The following is a 16,122-nucleotide window of genomic DNA, read 5'->3' as shown; positions in this document are numbered from 1 at the left end:
AGCATGCGCGGATCCCCACGGAGATCGGCCCTATAGGCGAAGCACAATTCGTACGTCATCGCCGGATGCAGGAGCACAAGCTGTCCAATCCCGGAGAAGCGAACGCCCTCATGCCGCACGAACTGGAGGCGGAGTGCCCGCTCTCCTTCGTGGGAATCTCCGCGAACGATCGTCGCGACGACGCCCTCGTCGCTCTCGATCCGCCAATCGAAATCGCGATCGAAGAGGTCCGATCCTCGAATGCTTCCGAGCAATGGCGGTGGAGGATCGGCGACTCGCTCCTTGAACAAAGCGTGCTCGAACCCGCCGTTCCAAACGAGCCCCTGGCCGGCAACAGCATAAATGCGCTCTCCCACCGCGCGCCACAAGGCATGCGCCCGTTCGGTCTCTCCGAGCGAGATTCCCCGCGAGATCAAGGCGCGCGCCAACCAGAGCTTCGTCTCCTCGTCATCGTCCCACGCGAGATCGCGCCAGAGCGCGAGCGCCGACGCGAGTTCGCCACGCGCAAGCAGGAATGCGCACAAGCGCGCGCGCACGCTCGCCGTCGCTGCCAGACGATCGAGTCGCTGGAGCGACTCCACATCTTGCAGCAGCTCGGCGATATTGGGGACAGCCTCCGGATTCGCGCGAGCAGCGCGGGCGAAGACTTCGATCGCGCGCTCGCGCTCTCCGTGCTTGAGCAAGAAGTTCGCATAGAGCCACTGGGGGAGGAAATACTCGGGCGCGCAGGCGATGGCTCGACGATAGGCGGCGTCCGCCCGCGCGCGATCCCCAACGGCTTCGTATCCTTGACCGAGATGCATCCAACTTCGGAAGTCGAAGGGTTGCTCATGTACGGCCCTCTGCAAATGGCCGAGGGCCCGCTGAGGATCGAACGCCAGGGGATCGTAGAGATAATGCACGCCTAATCGCGCGCGCACGCCGGAAGGAATGATGGGGATTGCCGAGAGCGCAGCGTCGACGTCTTCGACGCGGAGACTGTGCGTTCCGATCAGAAGCGCCCGAGCGTGAGGATATCCCCAAAAAAGGAGCAGTCCGCCGAGCGCCGCTCCGATCCCTACAATCAGCCGAATCCCGCGATGTCGAATGACGAACGAGCCGTCTCGAACGTCCGCTTCCGCCATGTCCGTTCTCACGCGAGCCGGTACGCGAACTCGATCTTCCGCTTCCGCGCGACGTCGCGCCAGAATCTAAGAGAGATCCGCTCCCTCTACGATCGCCTTCGGATTCTCGATGAACAACGCGCGCGCGACGGCCTCTCCGTAGGCTCGAACGATATGCTCCCAAGCGCGTCGCAACTTGGGCGGGCGCGTGCGAAGGCTATGCGCATCGGATGCGATGACGTGCGCCCACCCCGCCTCGATCCAGCGCTGAGCGACTCGTTGCGCCTCGCGTCCATAATCCCCGAGAAGAGAGGGGGCGTCCACTTGAACGTAGCATCCTTGCGCCACGAAGTGACGCAATCGCTCGGGCCGATGCCGCAGTGCGGCGTTTCGCTCAGGATGCGCGAGGATCGGTCGAACCCCAGCCGTCAGCAGCTCGAAGAAGAGCCGGTCGGCGCCCGAAGGAACGACCTCGGACGGAAATTCCAAGAGCACATACGATGTGCCGTTCAGAAGAAGCGCCCGATCTCCATCTACCGCCGAACGCATCACGCGGTCGGCCCACGCCCTCAGTTCGGGGACGATCCGCACCTCCGCGCCCGGGAGGACGCGCAAGCGCCCCTGGAGCGCTCGGTTCAACTGTGCGACGCCCTCTTGAATCTGCTCCGGCGCGGGATTCGGAGAACGTCCCCAAAAGACATGGGGCGTGGTCACAGCGAGCGTGACCCCTTCTTCCGCAAGCCGAACGCCGAGCGCGATGGCTTCTTCCCACGTCCTCGGCCCATCGTCCACGCCGGGCAGAAGATGGCAATGCAGATCAATCACGACGCGCCTTCCGAAGACGAACGGTCGTCGGCGATCGTCGGAGGCGTTCCCGCGCGTTCCTCGCGCTCTTCCGCCTCGCGATCGCTCGCGTAGTAGTAGCGGTAGTAGTACGAGTATCCGTCCTGAGTCACGTCCACGCGATTGAGAACGACGCCGAAAATGCGCGCGTTCACATCCAGGAGTGCCTGATGCGCACGATGCACCAACTCGCGCGGCGTCTCTCCGCAGCGAATGATGAGGATGACGCCATCCACCAGCGCCGAGAGCACGAGCGCATCGGGCGTGGAAGCCGGGGGCGAATCCACCAATATGAAGTCGTAGCGCTCGCTCACCTGCGCGAGCAACTCCCGCATCTTGGCCGATCCCAGGAGTTCCGAGGGATTCGGTGGGATCGCGCCGGCGGGGATCACGAAGAGATTCTCCGCCGGTTGATGAAGGATAACGGCATCCACCTCGAGCGGACGCGTCAGATAGGCCGAGAGCCCCGGATGATTCTTCACGTTCAGGGCTTTGTGAAGCCCGGGCTTGCGCAAGTCGCCATCGATGAGAAGGACGCGCGCGCCCATTTGCGCGAGCGAGATCGCCGTGTTGACGGCGGTCGTCGTCTTCCCTTCGCCCGGACTACTTGAGGTGAATAGGATCGTGCGCGGCGGATGTTCGGCATGCGAGAGCAAAACCGAGGTGCGCAATGTGCGGAAGGCCTCGGCGAAGCTCGACCGCTGCCGCTGACTGATGAGGACCGGGCGCTCCTCCTCCTTCGCTCGATGGAGGCGCGGCAAAGTGGCCCATCGCTTCCGCTCCAAGCTCTCCAACGCCGGCACTAATCCGAGCACCGGCAGGCCGAGCAGGCGATCCACGTCCTCGGCAGATTTGACCGTGTTGTCCAAATACTCGACGAAGAGGGCGAGGCCAACGCCGAGGATGAGTCCGACGAGCACGCTGAGTCCGATGTTGAAGAGCTTGCGGGGCCGCGCTGGGCGCAAGGGAATCTCGGCTTTATCGAGAATTTGAACGTTGGTGGTCGTCAACGTCGAGAGCAACTTCACGTCGTTGAGTTTCTCGAGCAAGCCCTCATAAAGTTGCGTCGTCACCTCCACCTCGCGCTTGCGCAAGCTCAATTCGATGGCTCGCTCGTTCTGACGGAGCGTCTCGGCCCGCTGCCGCTCTAAGGCCGCACGAAGATCGCTCTCCCGTCGCACGGCCGCTTTGTATTCGGCCTCAATGTTGGCCAAAATACGCCGCTTGGCTAGCACGAGTTGGCGTTCGACTTCGGCGATCTGCTCGCGCACGCGAGCGACGCGCGGATGCGTCGGTTGATATTCGACATTGAGCTGCGCCAACTCTTGCCGCAGCTCGGCCAAGCGAGCGTTCAATGCCTGAATCTGCGGATCGGCCAATACCGGAGGCAAGGCATCCACTTCGCCTTCGCGACTCAGCCGATAGAGCGTCTCGGCCCGAATGCGATCGGTCTCGGCCTCGATCAAGCGCCGATTCAAATCGGCCAATCGCTCGACCGTGATCGTCTGATTCTCGCTGAGCTGCACAATTTCGTTCTCTCGGCTATAGCGAACCAACTCCTCTTGCGCCTTCTCGGCGCGATCGCGCAAAAGGGCCAATTGCTCCTGCAACCACTCGGTCGCCTTGCGGGTCGAATCCGAGCGCGCCTCGAGCATGTACTCGCCGTACTGGGTGAACAACTCATTGACGGCGCGCGCCGCCAACTGCGGATCGTGCGCGCTGTAGGTGACGGCCACCACGCGCGTATTGCGCACGAGTTCGACCTTGAGATTCGCCAGGAAGCGATCAATGAGCAACACGCGCCGCCGATCCGGATCCGCGACGCGCGTCGTGATGTCGGCGAACTCCGGATGTCGCTCCAAATGGAGCGCCTCGATGACGCGCCGCGCCAGCTCGCGACTCCGCAAGACGTTCTGCTGCGTCTCCAGATACTGCGCGTCGTTGGAGGAGAGATCAGCGCTGGTCTCCCTCTCCCGCGTCACCCGCAGGGGCAATTGCGGATTGATGATGATCCGCCCCGTGGCCTCGTAGATGACCGGCAATTGATACATGCGGATCGTCACGATGGTGACGACCACCAACAGGACGCTCAACACGATCCATCGCCGCTTTTTGATCACCCGCCAATAGTCGAGCAAATGGACATCGCGCTCCCTTCCCTCCTCCTCGCGAAAGACGCTCGCCGGATAGAACTTCATCACAGGCCCTGACGCTGCCCCGGGAGCCTGCAGCGACGACCGCTCCGGGGGCGTCGCTGGAAGAGAAGGCTTCTCGTTGGACTCAGCCATACGAATCTCCTCCCCACTTCATCGTAAGAGCCAGATCAGCTGCGAAGCCGCTCCCAAGCTGAACGCGTTCAACATCGCCATCCCCACGTTGCGCATCGAGGAGGAAGGCACGAAGACGATGTCGTTGGGCTCAAGCGGCACGTCCTTCACCTGGTCGCGCTCCACCTTATCTAAGTCCACAACGATCTCCACCCGCTCGCCTCGTCCCGGCACGTGTCGCAGGATTGTCACCTTGTTCTTCTGAGAATGCGGACGCAGACCGCCAGCGAGCGCGATCGCCTTGGTGAGCGTCATATCGCCGCGAATCCGAAAGGCGTTGGGGCTGACGACGTTCCCCGTCACGAAGATCTGATCGGCCTCGGGCACGCTCACGATGTCTCCCGGATAGACGCGCGTGTTGACCAAGTCCCACTGTCCGCTCAGTAGCTGTCGGAGGTCCACGATCTCCAATTGCGGTTCCACTTCATTCTCGCTCGAAGGGCGCTCCGCTTCTGCCGATCGCACGGGCCGCTTCCCCGTGCGGATGATGTGCACCATATTGCCCGCATTTTCAGTCACCCCTCCGGCCGCCGCTAAGAGATTCAGCAGGCGCATGCCGCGCACGACCTCATACCGATCCGGCTTGCGGACCGCGCCGATCACAGCCACAAATCGGCTGCGCGACTCTTTCACGCGAACGACCACCTGGGGATTCTTGAATAAGGCCATGAGCTTCTCGCGAATGATCTCGGCCAGTTGATGCTCCGTATATCCCGCGGCTTTGATCGGCTCCGGAAAGGGGAGGATGCGAATGTATCCTTTGAGGGAGACGCGCACCTCGCCGCTCAGATCCGGTTGCTCGAAGACGCGAATCTCCAACACGTCTTCGGGGCCAATGACATATTCCTCCTCCTCATCGGGCCACGAGAGCATCGGCGGCGCCCCTTGCTGCCCTTCTTGGACAGCAGGAGCTGGTGGGCGCGCGCTCGGCGCCTGCGTTCCCTCCACCAGAACGCTCCCACAAAGTCCGAAAATAATCGCGAGGTTCAAAATCCCCATAACCCCCTCTCCCTTTGCTTCACGCCGTGCCGGGACGCCCCGGCTCGCGTTCAAAACCCACACCGGTTAGTGGCGATCTCCCGCCCGACTTGCGTCACGACTTCGACGACGCCTCCAGCCGCCAGATCAGCGGGCGTCGCCGCAAAGAGGGCCTGGTAGTGGCCGAGGAAAGGTCCATCAGCCCCTGTGACGACATTCATCACTGTCAGGCTAGGAAGCCGATTCCGAAACAGCACGCGGACGATCACAGGTGCTCCTCCAATCGGCGTCGTGCCCAAGGCGACTCGCCCGACGACCCGAAGCCCATAACCAAACAGCTTCTCTGCCCGACACTGAATCACCAGTGGGGGGCGCTCGGTCACGTCCGGCACAAGCATCGGTCCCGGCGAATATCCCACGCGCGCGCGCTCGTCCCGCTGTAAAAGCGGCAACATAGCGAGCCCCGCGACCATTTCTGGCGCGATGGCACGAAGCGTCTCACTGGACCGAGAGCGCTCATCCACCGGGCGAACGAACAGCCTCTCCTCGCGCACGAAGAGCGAATAAATCGCTGCTCCCTTCGATGTCCCTTGACCATGTCGCGGACTCAAGCGAAGGGAACGATCCGGCCCTTCGACTTCGATCTCGTCTTGACTTCGGATCGTCGCCTCACCGTAGAGCACACGCACGCGTACGCGCGAGCGCTCGCGCGCGATCCGCACTCGACTGGTCGGGCCGATGAAGATTACTCCCCGGCTGTCGCGCAACCGCACAAAGGCCATGCTCGATGTCGTCTCAATATCGCTCCCGTCCACGACGGCGCTTCCCCAAAAGATCGGAACGCCATTGAGCCGCACAAGACCATCCCCGACGATGATCACCTCACCCAGGATTGCGCGCGCGGGGGGATTTTCTCCCTTCAATGCCAAAGGATGCGGTCCGCGACTCTCGGCCACCGATTCATCGGCCATCTCCGCCGACCCACGGCTTGTCCACGCTCCAACCATGAGGACGAGCACGGCGCACCCGATTCCCCATCTCACCACTCGATGTCCGCAGCCCCTACTCCTCATCCATTCGCTCCTTCACGAGAACGTTCGCGCGTCGCATGGGCCTGTCCGCTCGCACGGGCCCTTCAGCGCTCCACTCATCGCCATAGGAGACGCTCGTGGGATGCGCCAGCACGCCATCGCCCAAGACCAACGAGGCCGCCTCCATCTCCTTTCGCCGCTCGCATATGCTCCTGACTCCATTGGCCCGTATTGTAGGTTTCGCCCCTCGCAATGTCAAGGAGATTTTGGACGCGACGCGCTTGTTTTGTCGAATCCAGCGCATGACCTCTTTGGAGATTCACCACTTTCGAACTAAATCCCGAAATTGCCGAGTCTTACGATAGATCGAGACCCCTCCTGACTCCCTCCACGACGCGAATCCGTTTTTCTCAGTTAGCGCACAGCGTTGATGTGAAGTCTGAAATCGCGAGGGACTCGATCCGCCGGGATGAGCTTGTGGATGCTCTCGACCGGTGCTACACTGACCAGGCGATGAGACGGGTTCGGCATCGCATTCGCGCGTCGTCCTGCGCGAGCGGGAGCGACCGACCTCAGACTGTTGAGGCTGCGCAGAGGCGCCTTCGTATCGCGCTCAGCTTCCTCCTGATCCTGTGGGCCGCCGCTGGTGGCGCGATGAAGCGTTCGGCTCACTTACCCATTCCGTCGGCTTTTGCTCAATCGAAGCGACCGCAATATGTCCCCACTCACCTGATCGTCGGCTTCCGTCCGGGCGTGCCGCTTCCGTCCGAAGCTACAGTCGCCGCCGAGAAGCAGCCGGAAGGGATCTTTCGAGACCTCGTCAGGATGGCTGGGCTCCGCGAGATCGTGCGCCTGAGTCCCGCGCTCCCTCTCCCCCGCGATCGCCAGAGGGCGAGTCAAGTGCTGGCGCGACGAGCGCCGCGCTCGCTCTCGGAGGCCGCACTCCTTCTGGAACGCTTTGGCTTAGACCGTCTGATGCTGCTCAAGTTCGACCACCCCGTTGATCCTCCGCGATTGGCGGAGACGCTCATGCGCCGGTATCCGACGGCGATCGAATTCGCCGAACCCGATATCGTGCTCCGTCCCCAAATCGTGCCCAACGATCCGCTCTTCGGCCTTCAATGGTATCTTCGCGACCGCAACGTCTTCTTGGAGCGACGCGCGGATATCGGGGCCCCAGAGGCGTGGGACATCACGACGGGCAACCCGAACGTGGTCATCGCCGTCATCGACACTGGCATTGACGCCACGCATCCCGATCTCGCGCGGAAGCTGTTTGTCAATCCCGGAGAGATCCCTAACAACGGCGTGGACGATGATCGCAACGGCTTCGTGGACGACGTCTCCGGATGGGACTTCATCCGCCGAGATAATGAGCCCGACGATGAGAATGGACACGGGACGTGGATGTGCAGCCTGGCAGCCGCCGAGACCAACAATGCCCTGGATATCGCCGGCGTCAGTTGGGGCAGTCGCCTCCTTCCGTTGAAAGCAGGAGACGAACGAGGGAATTTTCCGACGTCCGCGATCATCCAAGCCGTGAACTACGCTGTGACGATGGCTCCCTTTGGCGTGCGCGTCCTCAACATGAGCTTCGGCGGACCGGGAACGAGCCTTGGACTCGAACGCGCGTTGAGCGCGGCCAACGACGCAGGCCTTATTGCCCTTGCTGCGGCTGGAAACGATGGGCAAAACAACGACGTCGCCTCCTATCTCCCTTCGTATCTCACGACGCGGCTTGACAACGTCGTCGCCGTGGCGGCCACGGATCGGTTCAATCAGCTCGCTTCTTTTTCTAACTACGGGCGGGTGAACGTGGACATCGGGGCACCGGGCGTAGCGATCCTTGGCCTCACGACGCGGAATCTTTCGGCGGAGCTGGGACGCAGCAGTGGCACCATCACTGGGAATGGGACCTCTCAAGCGACGGCCATCGTGAGCGGTATCGCCGCGTTGATCTACTCGGCTTATCCCGAAAGTGCGCCGATTCAGGTGAAAGTCCGCCTTCTGGCCAACGTCGATCGGATCCCAGAGCTGGCCGGGAAACTCGTCTCCGGTGGACGAGTGAATGCCTTTCGCGCCCTCGATCGAGATGAGGTCCCACCAGCCCCGATTACCGATTTGCGTCTCATGAGCGGTGCCGCTTCACTCGCGCTCACTTGGACGGCGACCGGAGATGACGATCGCGTGGGGCAGGCCGCTTTCTACGATATTCGTTACAGCGTGTCGCCAATCACGACGAGCACGTTGCGCTTCGCCACTCGGGTCAAAGATCCACCGCGTCCGCAACCGGCGGGGACGATCGAAACCTGGACGCTTCCCCTGGACCTCCCACGGCGCACGTATTATTTCCTGATCCGCGTCTTCGACAATGCCGGGAATGTAGCCGAGTCGAACCAGGTCGAGATCACCATTCCCTGAAGCCTTGGAATCGCGGGGAATAAATGGCGCGCTCGAGTGTGTTCTCTCAGTGAGCGAGCAGCGATGACGCTTGCGCCGAGCGTCCGAGAGCGCTCTCGCGGCGAGGGTTGACGATGATTCGGCGATGGCGAGCGCAGAATCACGCCGAGCGCGAATTCGAGCGCCAAGCCCTGGAATATTTGGAGGGACTGTACAACTTCGCCATGGCGCTCACGCGAGACCGAACGGAGGCGGAGGATTTGGTGCAGGAGACGTATCTTCGCGCGTTTCGTGGTGCGGCCCAGAGATTGCCGACCGGCGATGTCAAGGCTTGGCTCTTCACGATCATGCGGAACATCTGGATCAACGACCAGCGGCGAAAGCGGCGACAGCAGGATACCGAGGAACTGGACGTTAAAGAGGAGGATGAGGGAATGAGGGGGCGCCCTCTCGCCGACGAACGACATCGTCCGGATGTCATGCACGAACAACGTTCCCTCGGACAGGAGATTCGCCACGCTATTGAGAGTCTGCCCGCCGTCTATCGCGAGGTCATCGTCTTGCGATTCCTGGAGGGATTCAGCTACAGCCAGATCGCCGCAATCATCGGCTGTCCGGCAGGGACGGTCATGTCGCGCATCAGTCGCGCTCGCGCCGAGTTGCGGAAACGATTGAATCATCACGTGGTGGGCACTGTGAATGTGCCGAAAGAAGAGGGGCATACGGCGAGTAAGAGGATTCGCGGAGCAGGAGAGGCCTATGAGTGAACACATCGTCCATCTGATCGAGCTGTATCTGGACGAGGAGTTGGAAGGCGAAGAGCGCCAGCGATTCGAGGAGCACGTCGCCCAATGCGCAGAATGCCGCGTGCGCTTGGAGCGCGAGCAGCGCTTCATGGCCCTGCTCGCGCACGCGCGGCCGCTCTACACCGTGCCCGAGGGAGTCCGCAGGCACATCGAGCAGTTGTGGGCGCGCCCATCCGGATCCCGCATGCGCGTCTTCGCATGGGCGCTCGGCGTAGTCGCCGTGGTCCTGGCGGTGTTTGTCTTCCGGGCCTACGTCTACGATAGCGTCCGTCGCTCATGGGCTGATCCCGGGAACCGCCGTTCGGAATTTGCCCTTTTGGCCGTGGACACGCACCAACGCTGGGTGCGCGGACAACTCCCGCTTGAGATTCTCAGTCAGTCCCCTGAAGAGATCTCGGCCTGGTTCGCTGATAAGGTCCCCTTCAACCTGAAGCTCCCGAGCTTTCGCGAACTCCCCGGCCAGCCGAAGCCCTATCAACTGGAAGGCGCGCGCTTGGTAGGATTCAAAAATGACTACGCAGCCTATATCACCTACCGCATGCGCAATCGCCCGATCTCGCTATTGGTCACCTCGGAGACGGTCGCCCGTCCTTCTGGGGGCGAAGAGATTCGCTCCCAGGGCCTAGTCTTCCATTTCGAGGAGATCAACGGATGGAAAGTCCTCTCTTGGTCAGATCGCGGCCTGACCTACGCCTTGGTCTCCGACTTTGAGGAGCGAGGCCAAGCCTCCTGTATGGTCTGCCATCCGAGCGCCAGCGAACAGCATAAGCTCGAAGGCCTGCGGCGATGAGTCCCCGGCTTACGCGCTTTCGGCGTGATCCTCGCGGAAGCCTTCGCCCGAAGTCCCGGCCTTCTGGGTGAGCCGCTGAAGGAAGCGCGCCAACTCCACTGGCGCGCGCACGTGCGTGCCCTCGCCGATCTTCTCCCGCTCATCATACGCTTCGATGGCGAAGGTGACCGTACGCTCATCCACCGCGATGACTTCCGCGCGGGCCGTCACCCTCATCCCCGTCGGCGTTGCCGCCAGATGCCGCACCGATACGGAGACGCCAACCGAAATCCATCCGCTCGGGAGATAGGGCTGGATCGCCTCGGCCGCCGCGATCTCCATTAGGTAGATCATCATCGGCGTCGCGAAGGCCTCCGGGAGGCGAGCATCCAGGCGCGCGATCGTTAACTCCCGCGTCACTGTCCACGTCTTAGTCCCCGAAGCGCCGAGCGGAATGTTCATACTCGAACCTCCTCGACTTCGTCCGTCGTTTCAAACCGTCACATTATACTCGGCCTCGCATTGACACGCCTGTCCATCGTGCTATGCTAGAGAGGGAATTCATCCGAACCGAGGGAGTAGGGAGCATGTCGGAGTACAAAGTCGGACGTCCTGTTGGACTCATCGAGACGATCTTCGAGGACTTCCTCGCCCGTGTTGAAGAGAAGCTGGCCGATTCGCGACTCGATCGCAATGAGATCGTGCGCGATTTGCTCTATGAGCTCTACTTGGCCGAAGCTCCGAACTTCCAGAAGCTCGGCGATTACACATTTCCAATCGCCGCACGCGCGATGATCGCGTGTTTCGATCCGCGGAACGTGACATTAGAGGCCGAGGGGAGTCCGGACGTAGACCAGCAGAAGTACGCCGAGCGGAAGCCGCTCATCTGGTTCTGGCAGGTGTTCGACAGCTCGCCATTGGGACTGAATGCGCACGTGGGACAACGCTTGCGCCGCATCCTCGCGCCGTACATCTTCGCGCGCGTCGGAGCGAATTTCGTGTGTCATCGTGGGCTGCGATGGCGCTATGGTTATCAGATCGCGATCGGCGAGAACGTCACGATCGAGAACGATGTGACTTTGGACGATCGCGGCACCATCGAGATCGGGGATGACGTGCACATCGAGAATGGGGCGCATATCGCCGCTTCCGCTGTTGGAGCGACGAGCCTCGGGCGAGGGGTTCGGATCGGCGCGCGGGCGATCGTATTGGCCGGAGCCCGCGTCCCCGAAGGGACGACGGTTCCACCAGCAAGCATCGTAGGACCGTGAGCGAAATGGACCGACTGAGGATCGTGACACGAGTGTGGTATGGAATTGTGGGAGTGAGCCTGGTCCTCTCGCTCCCAAGAGGAAGCGCTCTATGGATTGAGGCCCGCGATCATGCACCACGGGGGCATTCATCCCAAGCGTCTTCGACGCCGTCCTCCCAAAAACCCCCAACGCCTTCCAGTGCGGAGGCTCAACGTTCGCAGGAGAAGAGAGAGCCGGAATCGGCTTCTCGCGATCCACTCACGGATCCGGAGCAAGAGCTTCTAGACCGCGCGGCGATCGAACATCGAAAGGCCGAGCATCGCCGCGCTGTCGAGGCATCGGAGCAGCTCCTGAAGCGAGCGCGGGAGTTGAGCGAACAATGGGAGAAACGCCATCACTCCCGACGCTCGGAGGAGTTATTGCAAGAGATCGAACGTTTCGCCCGTCGCATTCGCTCCATCAGCGGGGCTGGCGATCTGTCTCCCCGGGAGCCGTTGCCCGAAGATCCGGCGCGCGCGCTCGCACGATTGCGCGAATCGGCCGAACGGTTGCACGACGCGGTGAAAGCGCTCACGGCATATGTCATTTCGGTCGAAGTCATGGAGCGTGCGGATGAGATCGTGCGGCTAGCCCGCTACTTGCGCCAGCATGCGCGCACGGATCGGGGGACGTGAGATGCGCATAGGGAGTGCGCTCATCCTCATGGCGCTTGCGTTCAGCTCGGCGAGAGCGCAACGTCCCGAGCAAGAGCCCGTCATTCGCTTGGAAGCTCCACTGGTACTGATGAACGTCACGGTGACGGGGGGCGACGGTCGCTATGTCTCCAGACTGAGCGAGCGCGACTTCACGATCCTCGAAGATGGGCGCCCGCAGCCGATCGCGCACTTCAGTGCCGAGGAGACGCCCTTCGCCGTAGCCATTCTGCTGGACGTCAGCGGGAGTATGGAGCGCATGCTGCGGATCGCCCGAGCGGCAGCGCGCAGCTTCGTTCAAGGTCTGCGCGAGAACGACGTCTTCGCCCTCTATGCCTTCGCCACTCAATTCGCGCAGATTCAACCCTTCGGCGCGTATCCTGAGATCGAGCCAGAAATTTGGAGCCTGAAGGCCGAGGGGTATACGGCGCTCTACGACTGCTTGGTGCGCGCCGCTCGTGACTTGGCCGAACGTCCGGAGAAGCGACGCGCCATCCTGCTGCTCTCCGATGGAGCGGATACGGCCAGCCGCGCATCGCTTGATGACGCGCTTCGAGAAGCGCTGGCCGCGAATGTGACCATCTATGCCGTGGACCTCATGGATGAGGCGTCCGCTTCGGCGGCTGACGTCGTGCGCGCTCGCATGGCTTTGCGCACTTTGAGCGAGCAAACGGGCGGACGTTATATCCGCGATCCTGGCGGGGCCCAGATGTACGCGACGTTCCAGGCCATCGTTCAAGAGTTGGGCCACCAGTACACGCTCGGCTATTACCCGACATGGGAGCGACGCGACGGACGATGGCGCCGCATCGAAGTGCGCGTCGCGCGAACAGGCGTCACTGTACGCACACGGCGCGGCTACTACGTGCCACGAGGATAGACGAGACGGCTCCAAGGCCAAGCTCAGAGTGGGCGCGCGTTCATCCCCGTCAATCTCTGCGCCTCTCCCGAGAGCGAGGCATTGTCCTCAGGTCTCATCCCTCGATGATGACCTGGGCGATGGCCAGATCGCGCCCGTGCGTCAGGGAGACATGCGCGCGCTGTCCGCCGAGCGCACGCAGACGTTCGTGCGCGCCGGCGTGAAACTCGATTCGGGGTTGACCGCTCGGAGATGGTAAAATCTCCACGTCATGCCAGCGAATGCCGCCGCGTTTGCCGGTGCCGAGGGCCTTGAGCGCTGCTTCTTTGGCGGCGAAGCGCGCGGCGAAGCGTTCGGCCGGATGCGCGGATCGCTGACAGTAGGCGATCTCCGCTGGCGTGAAGACGCGCCGAAGAAAGCGCTCACCGAATCTCGCGATCGCGGCCTCAATGCGCGCGATCTCAACGATGTCTATGCCGATGCCAACGATCATGCGCGATTTTCAACTCCGAACGACCGACGGTCTCTCAGCTCTCGTCTGCGTTCCCCTTCTCTCCCTCGGCGTGCTCGTCGCCACGAGCACGCGGCAGAGGCAAGAGCATGCCGCAAGCGCCCTATCTTTTCAAGGCGCGCCGGACATGGTGTCACAGGGCGGACCGCCGATCGCGAGCGCGCGATCTGAAGACGGTGGGCGCGCGTTCGCGCAATTCCTCTCGGCCATGGGCTTGGCGCATCGTCCATTGCTCACCTTGCGGCAGCGGCACACGAACCACTGCGTCATCCTCGATCCGGATGCATGGGGCGGGACGCCAGACCCTCCGCCGCTTGGGGACGCCATCGCGACGCGGGAGAGCGAAGTCGTGCTCGGGATTCATACGGCCGATTGCGCACCGATCTTCCTCTTCGACGCGCGAACCCGCGCGCGTGCTGCTGTTCATGCCGGATGGCGCGGCACGCTCGGACGAATCGTCGAGCGCACTGTTCAGGCGATGGTCGAGCATTTCGGGACGCGCCCCGAAGACTGCTATGCGGCCATCGGTCCGACGATCGGCCCCTGCTGTTACGAAGTCGGTCCCGACGTCCTGGAACCATTTCACCAGACGTTCCCATATGCGGCGGCGCTCTTCTCATCGCCCACGGCATCGGGCACGGCCCACCTGGATCTCGTGGAAGCCAACGTGCGGCAACTGCTCGCCTGCGCGATCCCGCGCGCGCAGATCTTCACGAGCGGGCTCTGCACGGCATGCCACCCGCAGCTCTTTTTCTCTCACCGGCGCGATTTCCGAACCCATGGTCGCGTCGGACGCATGCTCTCAATCATCGCAACCGTCCGACCATGAGTCGCCTCGCGATCGGCACCTCCGGTTGGAATTACGCGCACTGGAAGAGCCGCTTCTACCCAGAAACCCTCCCCACGGCTCGATGGCTGGAGTTCTATAGTCGCCATTTTCGCACGGTCGAAGTGAACGCCACGTTCTACCGCACGCCAAGACCGACGACAGTGCGGAAATGGATCGAGGCGACGCCGGATGATTTCGTCTTCTCGGTCAAGATGAATCGTCGGATCACGCATCGGCGCCGACTGAGCGACGCTGAGGAAGCGTTGGAGACGTTCCTCGCGATGCTCTCCGAGTTCGGCGAGAAACTCGGCACCGTCTTGATCCAATTGCCGCCGAGCGTGCGCTTTGATCGGGAAGGCGTTGAGCGCTTCTTCAAGACGCTGCGCCATAAGAGCCCGCGCATCCGTTATGCGTTGGAACCGCGGCATCGAACGTGGCTGCAGGAAGAGGCTTATGCTCTGCTGCGCTATTACGAGATCGCCTTCTGTCAGGCCGATTCAGGCGGACGATACCCGACGGCTGAGGTCGTGACCGCGCCTTTCGTCTATCTTCGCTTTCACGGGCCGGGGGCTCTCTACGCCTCGGCCTACACGGACGAACAGCTTCGCGCCGTGGCTGAGAAGATTTGCGCGTGGCGCGACCGTGACCTCGATGTGTACGCTTACTTCAACAACGATTTCGACGGCTACGCTATCGAGAACGCGCGGAAGCTGATAGAATTCGTCAACTTGGGGAAAGAGGACGACAGCGCACGGGAGAGCGGGCCGCGATGCGTCGGAGTCGGGTGAGCTGGGTGGATGGGTTGCTCTTGCTGATGTCCACCGTCTGGGCGATCAATTTCACCGTGGTGAAGATTGCCCTGCACGATTTCTCCCCCCTCAGCTTCAACGCCCTGCGCTTCATCATCGCCTCGCTGGCGCTCGTGCTGCTCTTCCGGATGCGACGGGAAGCTTGGGCCGTTGAGAGCGAGGACCTCGGCTCGCTCATCGCGTTGGGCATCTTAGCGAACACGATCTATCAAATCGCCTTCATCGAGGGTCTGGCGCGCTCGCGAGCGAGCACGGCGGCTTTGATCTTGGCGACGACGCCCATGGTCGTCGCGCTGCTCAGCGCCGCGCGCGGACAGGAGCGCGTGACCGGGCGCATGGCTCTCGGCATCGGGCTCTCATTCCTGGGGATCGCCTTCATCATCGGCGAGGATTGGAGTCGCCTTCGAGCACCGCGCGCGCTCCTGGGAGCCGACGGATCTCTGCGCGAGACCGCATTCGGAGACCTCTTGCTCCTTGTGGCGACCGTGTGCTGGTCCTTCTACACGATCGGAGTGAAGCGGCATGTCCACCGCTATGGAGCGGTGAAGAGCACGCTGCTGACGATGATCGCCGGAACGATCCCACTGGTGTTGGTCTCCTTGCCCGCCCTGCGAGAGCAGTCGTGGACGACCATTCGCCCGATGGCGTGGGCGGCGCTCTTGTTCAGCGCGCTCGGCGCCATCGTCTTCTGTTTCATCGTGTGGAATTACAGCCTCAAGCGCTTGGGGAGCACGCGCACGGCCATCTACTCGAACTTGAGCCCGGCAATCGCCCTGCTGGTCGCGTGGATTGGATTGAACGAGCGTCCGAGCCCAGAGCAATTGATCGGGGCAGCGATGATCTTGTTGGGGATCTCTTTAGCGCGCACTCACGACGACGAGTCCGAATTCACGATCTCGTAATTCGTGCGGG

Annotated in this window: 17 protein-coding genes; 9 read left to right on the top strand and 8 right to left on the bottom strand. The window is 62.3% G+C overall.

Translation table 11 applies throughout. The features are described 5' to 3' along the window. The 6 genes from NZ746_05060 to NZ746_05035 all read right to left on the bottom strand — a co-directional run. A partial coding sequence (locus NZ746_05060; protein MCS6816736.1) for a hypothetical protein occupies positions 1-1,124 on the bottom strand: 1,124 nt, incomplete at its 3' end. 66 nt (positions 1,125-1,190) lie between these two features. After that, the gene (locus NZ746_05055; protein MCS6816735.1) at positions 1,191-1,928 is read right to left on the bottom strand and encodes a hypothetical protein; all 738 of its coding nucleotides are present in this window, start codon (positions 1,926-1,928) and stop codon (positions 1,191-1,193) included. Further along, the gene (locus NZ746_05050) at positions 1,925-4,234 is read right to left on the bottom strand and encodes a polysaccharide biosynthesis tyrosine autokinase (GenBank protein ID MCS6816734.1); all 2,310 of its coding nucleotides are present in this window, start codon (positions 4,232-4,234) and stop codon (positions 1,925-1,927) included. Before NZ746_05050 ends, NZ746_05055 begins: the two co-directional genes overlap by 4 nt. Before the next feature lie 18 nt (positions 4,235-4,252). Then, entirely contained in the window at positions 4,253-5,272 is a 1,020-nt protein-coding gene (locus NZ746_05045) for a polysaccharide export protein (GenBank protein MCS6816733.1), read from the bottom strand. Between the two features lie 50 nt (positions 5,273-5,322). Further along, a complete protein-coding gene (locus NZ746_05040) occupies positions 5,323-6,324 on the bottom strand; it encodes a hypothetical protein (GenBank protein MCS6816732.1) in 1,002 nt (333 codons plus the stop codon). Then, complete coding sequence (locus NZ746_05035; protein ID MCS6816731.1) at positions 6,314-6,469, bottom strand: hypothetical protein; 156 nt, start codon at positions 6,467-6,469, stop codon at positions 6,314-6,316. Before NZ746_05035 ends, NZ746_05040 begins: the two co-directional genes overlap by 11 nt. A gap of 326 nt (positions 6,470-6,795) precedes the next feature. Here NZ746_05035 and NZ746_05030 point away from each other — a divergent pair, with 326 nt between their 5' ends. From NZ746_05030 to NZ746_05020, 3 genes are all read left to right on the top strand, one after another. Continuing rightward, positions 6,796-8,703, top strand: coding sequence for a S8 family serine peptidase (locus NZ746_05030; GenBank protein MCS6816730.1), 1,908 nt, complete (start codon positions 6,796-6,798; stop codon positions 8,701-8,703). Positions 8,704-8,816: 113 nt separating this feature from the next. After that, positions 8,817-9,449 carry a sigma-70 family RNA polymerase sigma factor gene (locus tag NZ746_05025; protein MCS6816729.1) on the top strand — a complete coding sequence of 211 codons (633 nt, stop codon included), beginning with the start codon at positions 8,817-8,819 and terminating at the stop codon, positions 9,447-9,449. Further along, positions 9,442-10,278 (top strand): zf-HC2 domain-containing protein, encoded by an 837-nt coding sequence (locus NZ746_05020; protein MCS6816728.1) that lies wholly within the window; start codon positions 9,442-9,444, stop codon positions 10,276-10,278. The genes NZ746_05025 and NZ746_05020 overlap by 8 nt, the downstream gene beginning before the upstream one ends. A gap of 9 nt (positions 10,279-10,287) precedes the next feature. Here NZ746_05020 and NZ746_05015 read toward each other — a convergent pair whose 3' ends face one another. Then, on the bottom strand, positions 10,288-10,719 hold the full coding sequence (locus NZ746_05015) for a thioesterase family protein (protein MCS6816727.1): 432 nt from the start codon (positions 10,717-10,719) through the stop codon (positions 10,288-10,290). Positions 10,720-10,844: 125 nt separating this feature from the next. Here NZ746_05015 and NZ746_05010 point away from each other — a divergent pair, with 125 nt between their 5' ends. Genes NZ746_05010 through NZ746_05000 form a run of 3 tightly spaced genes read left to right on the top strand, consistent with a single transcriptional unit; the run spans position 10,845 to position 13,082 of the window. Then, entirely contained in the window at positions 10,845-11,528 is a 684-nt protein-coding gene (locus NZ746_05010) for a hypothetical protein (protein ID MCS6816726.1), read from the top strand. Between the two features lie 23 nt (positions 11,529-11,551). Next, positions 11,552-12,184 carry a hypothetical protein gene (locus NZ746_05005; protein ID MCS6816725.1) on the top strand — a complete coding sequence of 211 codons (633 nt, stop codon included), beginning with the start codon at positions 11,552-11,554 and terminating at the stop codon, positions 12,182-12,184. Between the two features lies 1 nt (position 12,185). Next, a complete protein-coding gene (locus tag NZ746_05000; protein MCS6816724.1) occupies positions 12,186-13,082 on the top strand; it encodes a VWA domain-containing protein in 897 nt (298 codons plus the stop codon). A 94-nt stretch (positions 13,083-13,176) separates the two neighbouring features. On the opposite strand, the gene acpS is transcribed toward NZ746_05000, so the two are convergent. Next, positions 13,177-13,554, bottom strand: a complete 378-nt coding sequence (gene acpS, locus NZ746_04995) for a holo-ACP synthase (protein MCS6816723.1) — start codon at positions 13,552-13,554, stop codon at positions 13,177-13,179. Here acpS and pgeF point away from each other — a divergent pair. From pgeF to NZ746_04980, 3 genes are read left to right on the top strand one after another with little or no spacing between them, the layout of a single operon-like run. Continuing rightward, the gene (pgeF, locus tag NZ746_04990; GenBank protein ID MCS6816722.1) at positions 13,535-14,401 is read left to right on the top strand and encodes a peptidoglycan editing factor PgeF; all 867 of its coding nucleotides are present in this window, start codon (positions 13,535-13,537) and stop codon (positions 14,399-14,401) included. The two genes, acpS and pgeF, sit on opposite strands and share 20 nt — an antisense overlap. Continuing rightward, positions 14,398-15,189, top strand: a complete 792-nt coding sequence (locus NZ746_04985; GenBank protein ID MCS6816721.1) for a DUF72 domain-containing protein — start codon at positions 14,398-14,400, stop codon at positions 15,187-15,189. The genes pgeF and NZ746_04985 overlap by 4 nt, the downstream gene beginning before the upstream one ends. Continuing rightward, entirely contained in the window at positions 15,171-16,112 is a 942-nt protein-coding gene (locus NZ746_04980; GenBank protein MCS6816720.1) for a DMT family transporter, read from the top strand. The genes NZ746_04985 and NZ746_04980 overlap by 19 nt, the downstream gene beginning before the upstream one ends. Positions 16,113-16,122 lie beyond the last annotated feature (10 nt).

The sequence above is a fragment of the Blastocatellia bacterium genome, from assembly GCA_025055075.1.
In the GTDB taxonomy this organism is placed as follows: Bacteria; Acidobacteriota; Blastocatellia; order HR10; family HR10; genus HR10.
Note: the sequence above shows the minus strand (reverse complement) of the source record. Positions and strands in the feature narration are given on the sequence as shown.

Excerpts from the sequence above, each read along its gene's own strand:
- NZ746_04980 (MCS6816720.1), top strand. The coding sequence starts at position 15,171 with ATGCGTCGGAGTCGGGTGAGCTGGGTGGATGGGTTGCTCTTGCTGATG.
- acpS (MCS6816723.1), bottom strand. The coding sequence starts at position 13,554 with ATGATCGTTGGCATCGGCATAGACATCGTTGAGATCGCGCGCATTGAG.
- NZ746_05015 (MCS6816727.1), bottom strand. The coding sequence starts at position 10,719 with ATGAACATTCCGCTCGGCGCTTCGGGGACTAAGACGTGGACAGTGACG.
- pgeF (MCS6816722.1), top strand. The coding sequence starts at position 13,535 with ATGCCGATGCCAACGATCATGCGCGATTTTCAACTCCGAACGACCGAC.
- NZ746_05025 (MCS6816729.1), top strand. The coding sequence starts at position 8,817 with ATGATTCGGCGATGGCGAGCGCAGAATCACGCCGAGCGCGAATTCGAG.
- NZ746_05010 (MCS6816726.1), top strand. The coding sequence starts at position 10,845 with ATGTCGGAGTACAAAGTCGGACGTCCTGTTGGACTCATCGAGACGATC.
- NZ746_05040 (MCS6816732.1), bottom strand. The coding sequence starts at position 6,324 with ATGAGGAGTAGGGGCTGCGGACATCGAGTGGTGAGATGGGGAATCGGG.
- NZ746_04985 (MCS6816721.1), top strand. The coding sequence starts at position 14,398 with ATGAGTCGCCTCGCGATCGGCACCTCCGGTTGGAATTACGCGCACTGG.
- NZ746_05035 (MCS6816731.1), bottom strand. The coding sequence starts at position 6,469 with ATGGAGGCGGCCTCGTTGGTCTTGGGCGATGGCGTGCTGGCGCATCCC.
- NZ746_05050 (MCS6816734.1), bottom strand. The coding sequence starts at position 4,234 with ATGGCTGAGTCCAACGAGAAGCCTTCTCTTCCAGCGACGCCCCCGGAG.
- NZ746_05000 (MCS6816724.1), top strand. The coding sequence starts at position 12,186 with ATGCGCATAGGGAGTGCGCTCATCCTCATGGCGCTTGCGTTCAGCTCG.
- NZ746_05045 (MCS6816733.1), bottom strand. The coding sequence starts at position 5,272 with ATGGGGATTTTGAACCTCGCGATTATTTTCGGACTTTGTGGGAGCGTT.
- NZ746_05020 (MCS6816728.1), top strand. The coding sequence starts at position 9,442 with ATGAGTGAACACATCGTCCATCTGATCGAGCTGTATCTGGACGAGGAG.
- NZ746_05030 (MCS6816730.1), top strand. The coding sequence starts at position 6,796 with ATGAGACGGGTTCGGCATCGCATTCGCGCGTCGTCCTGCGCGAGCGGG.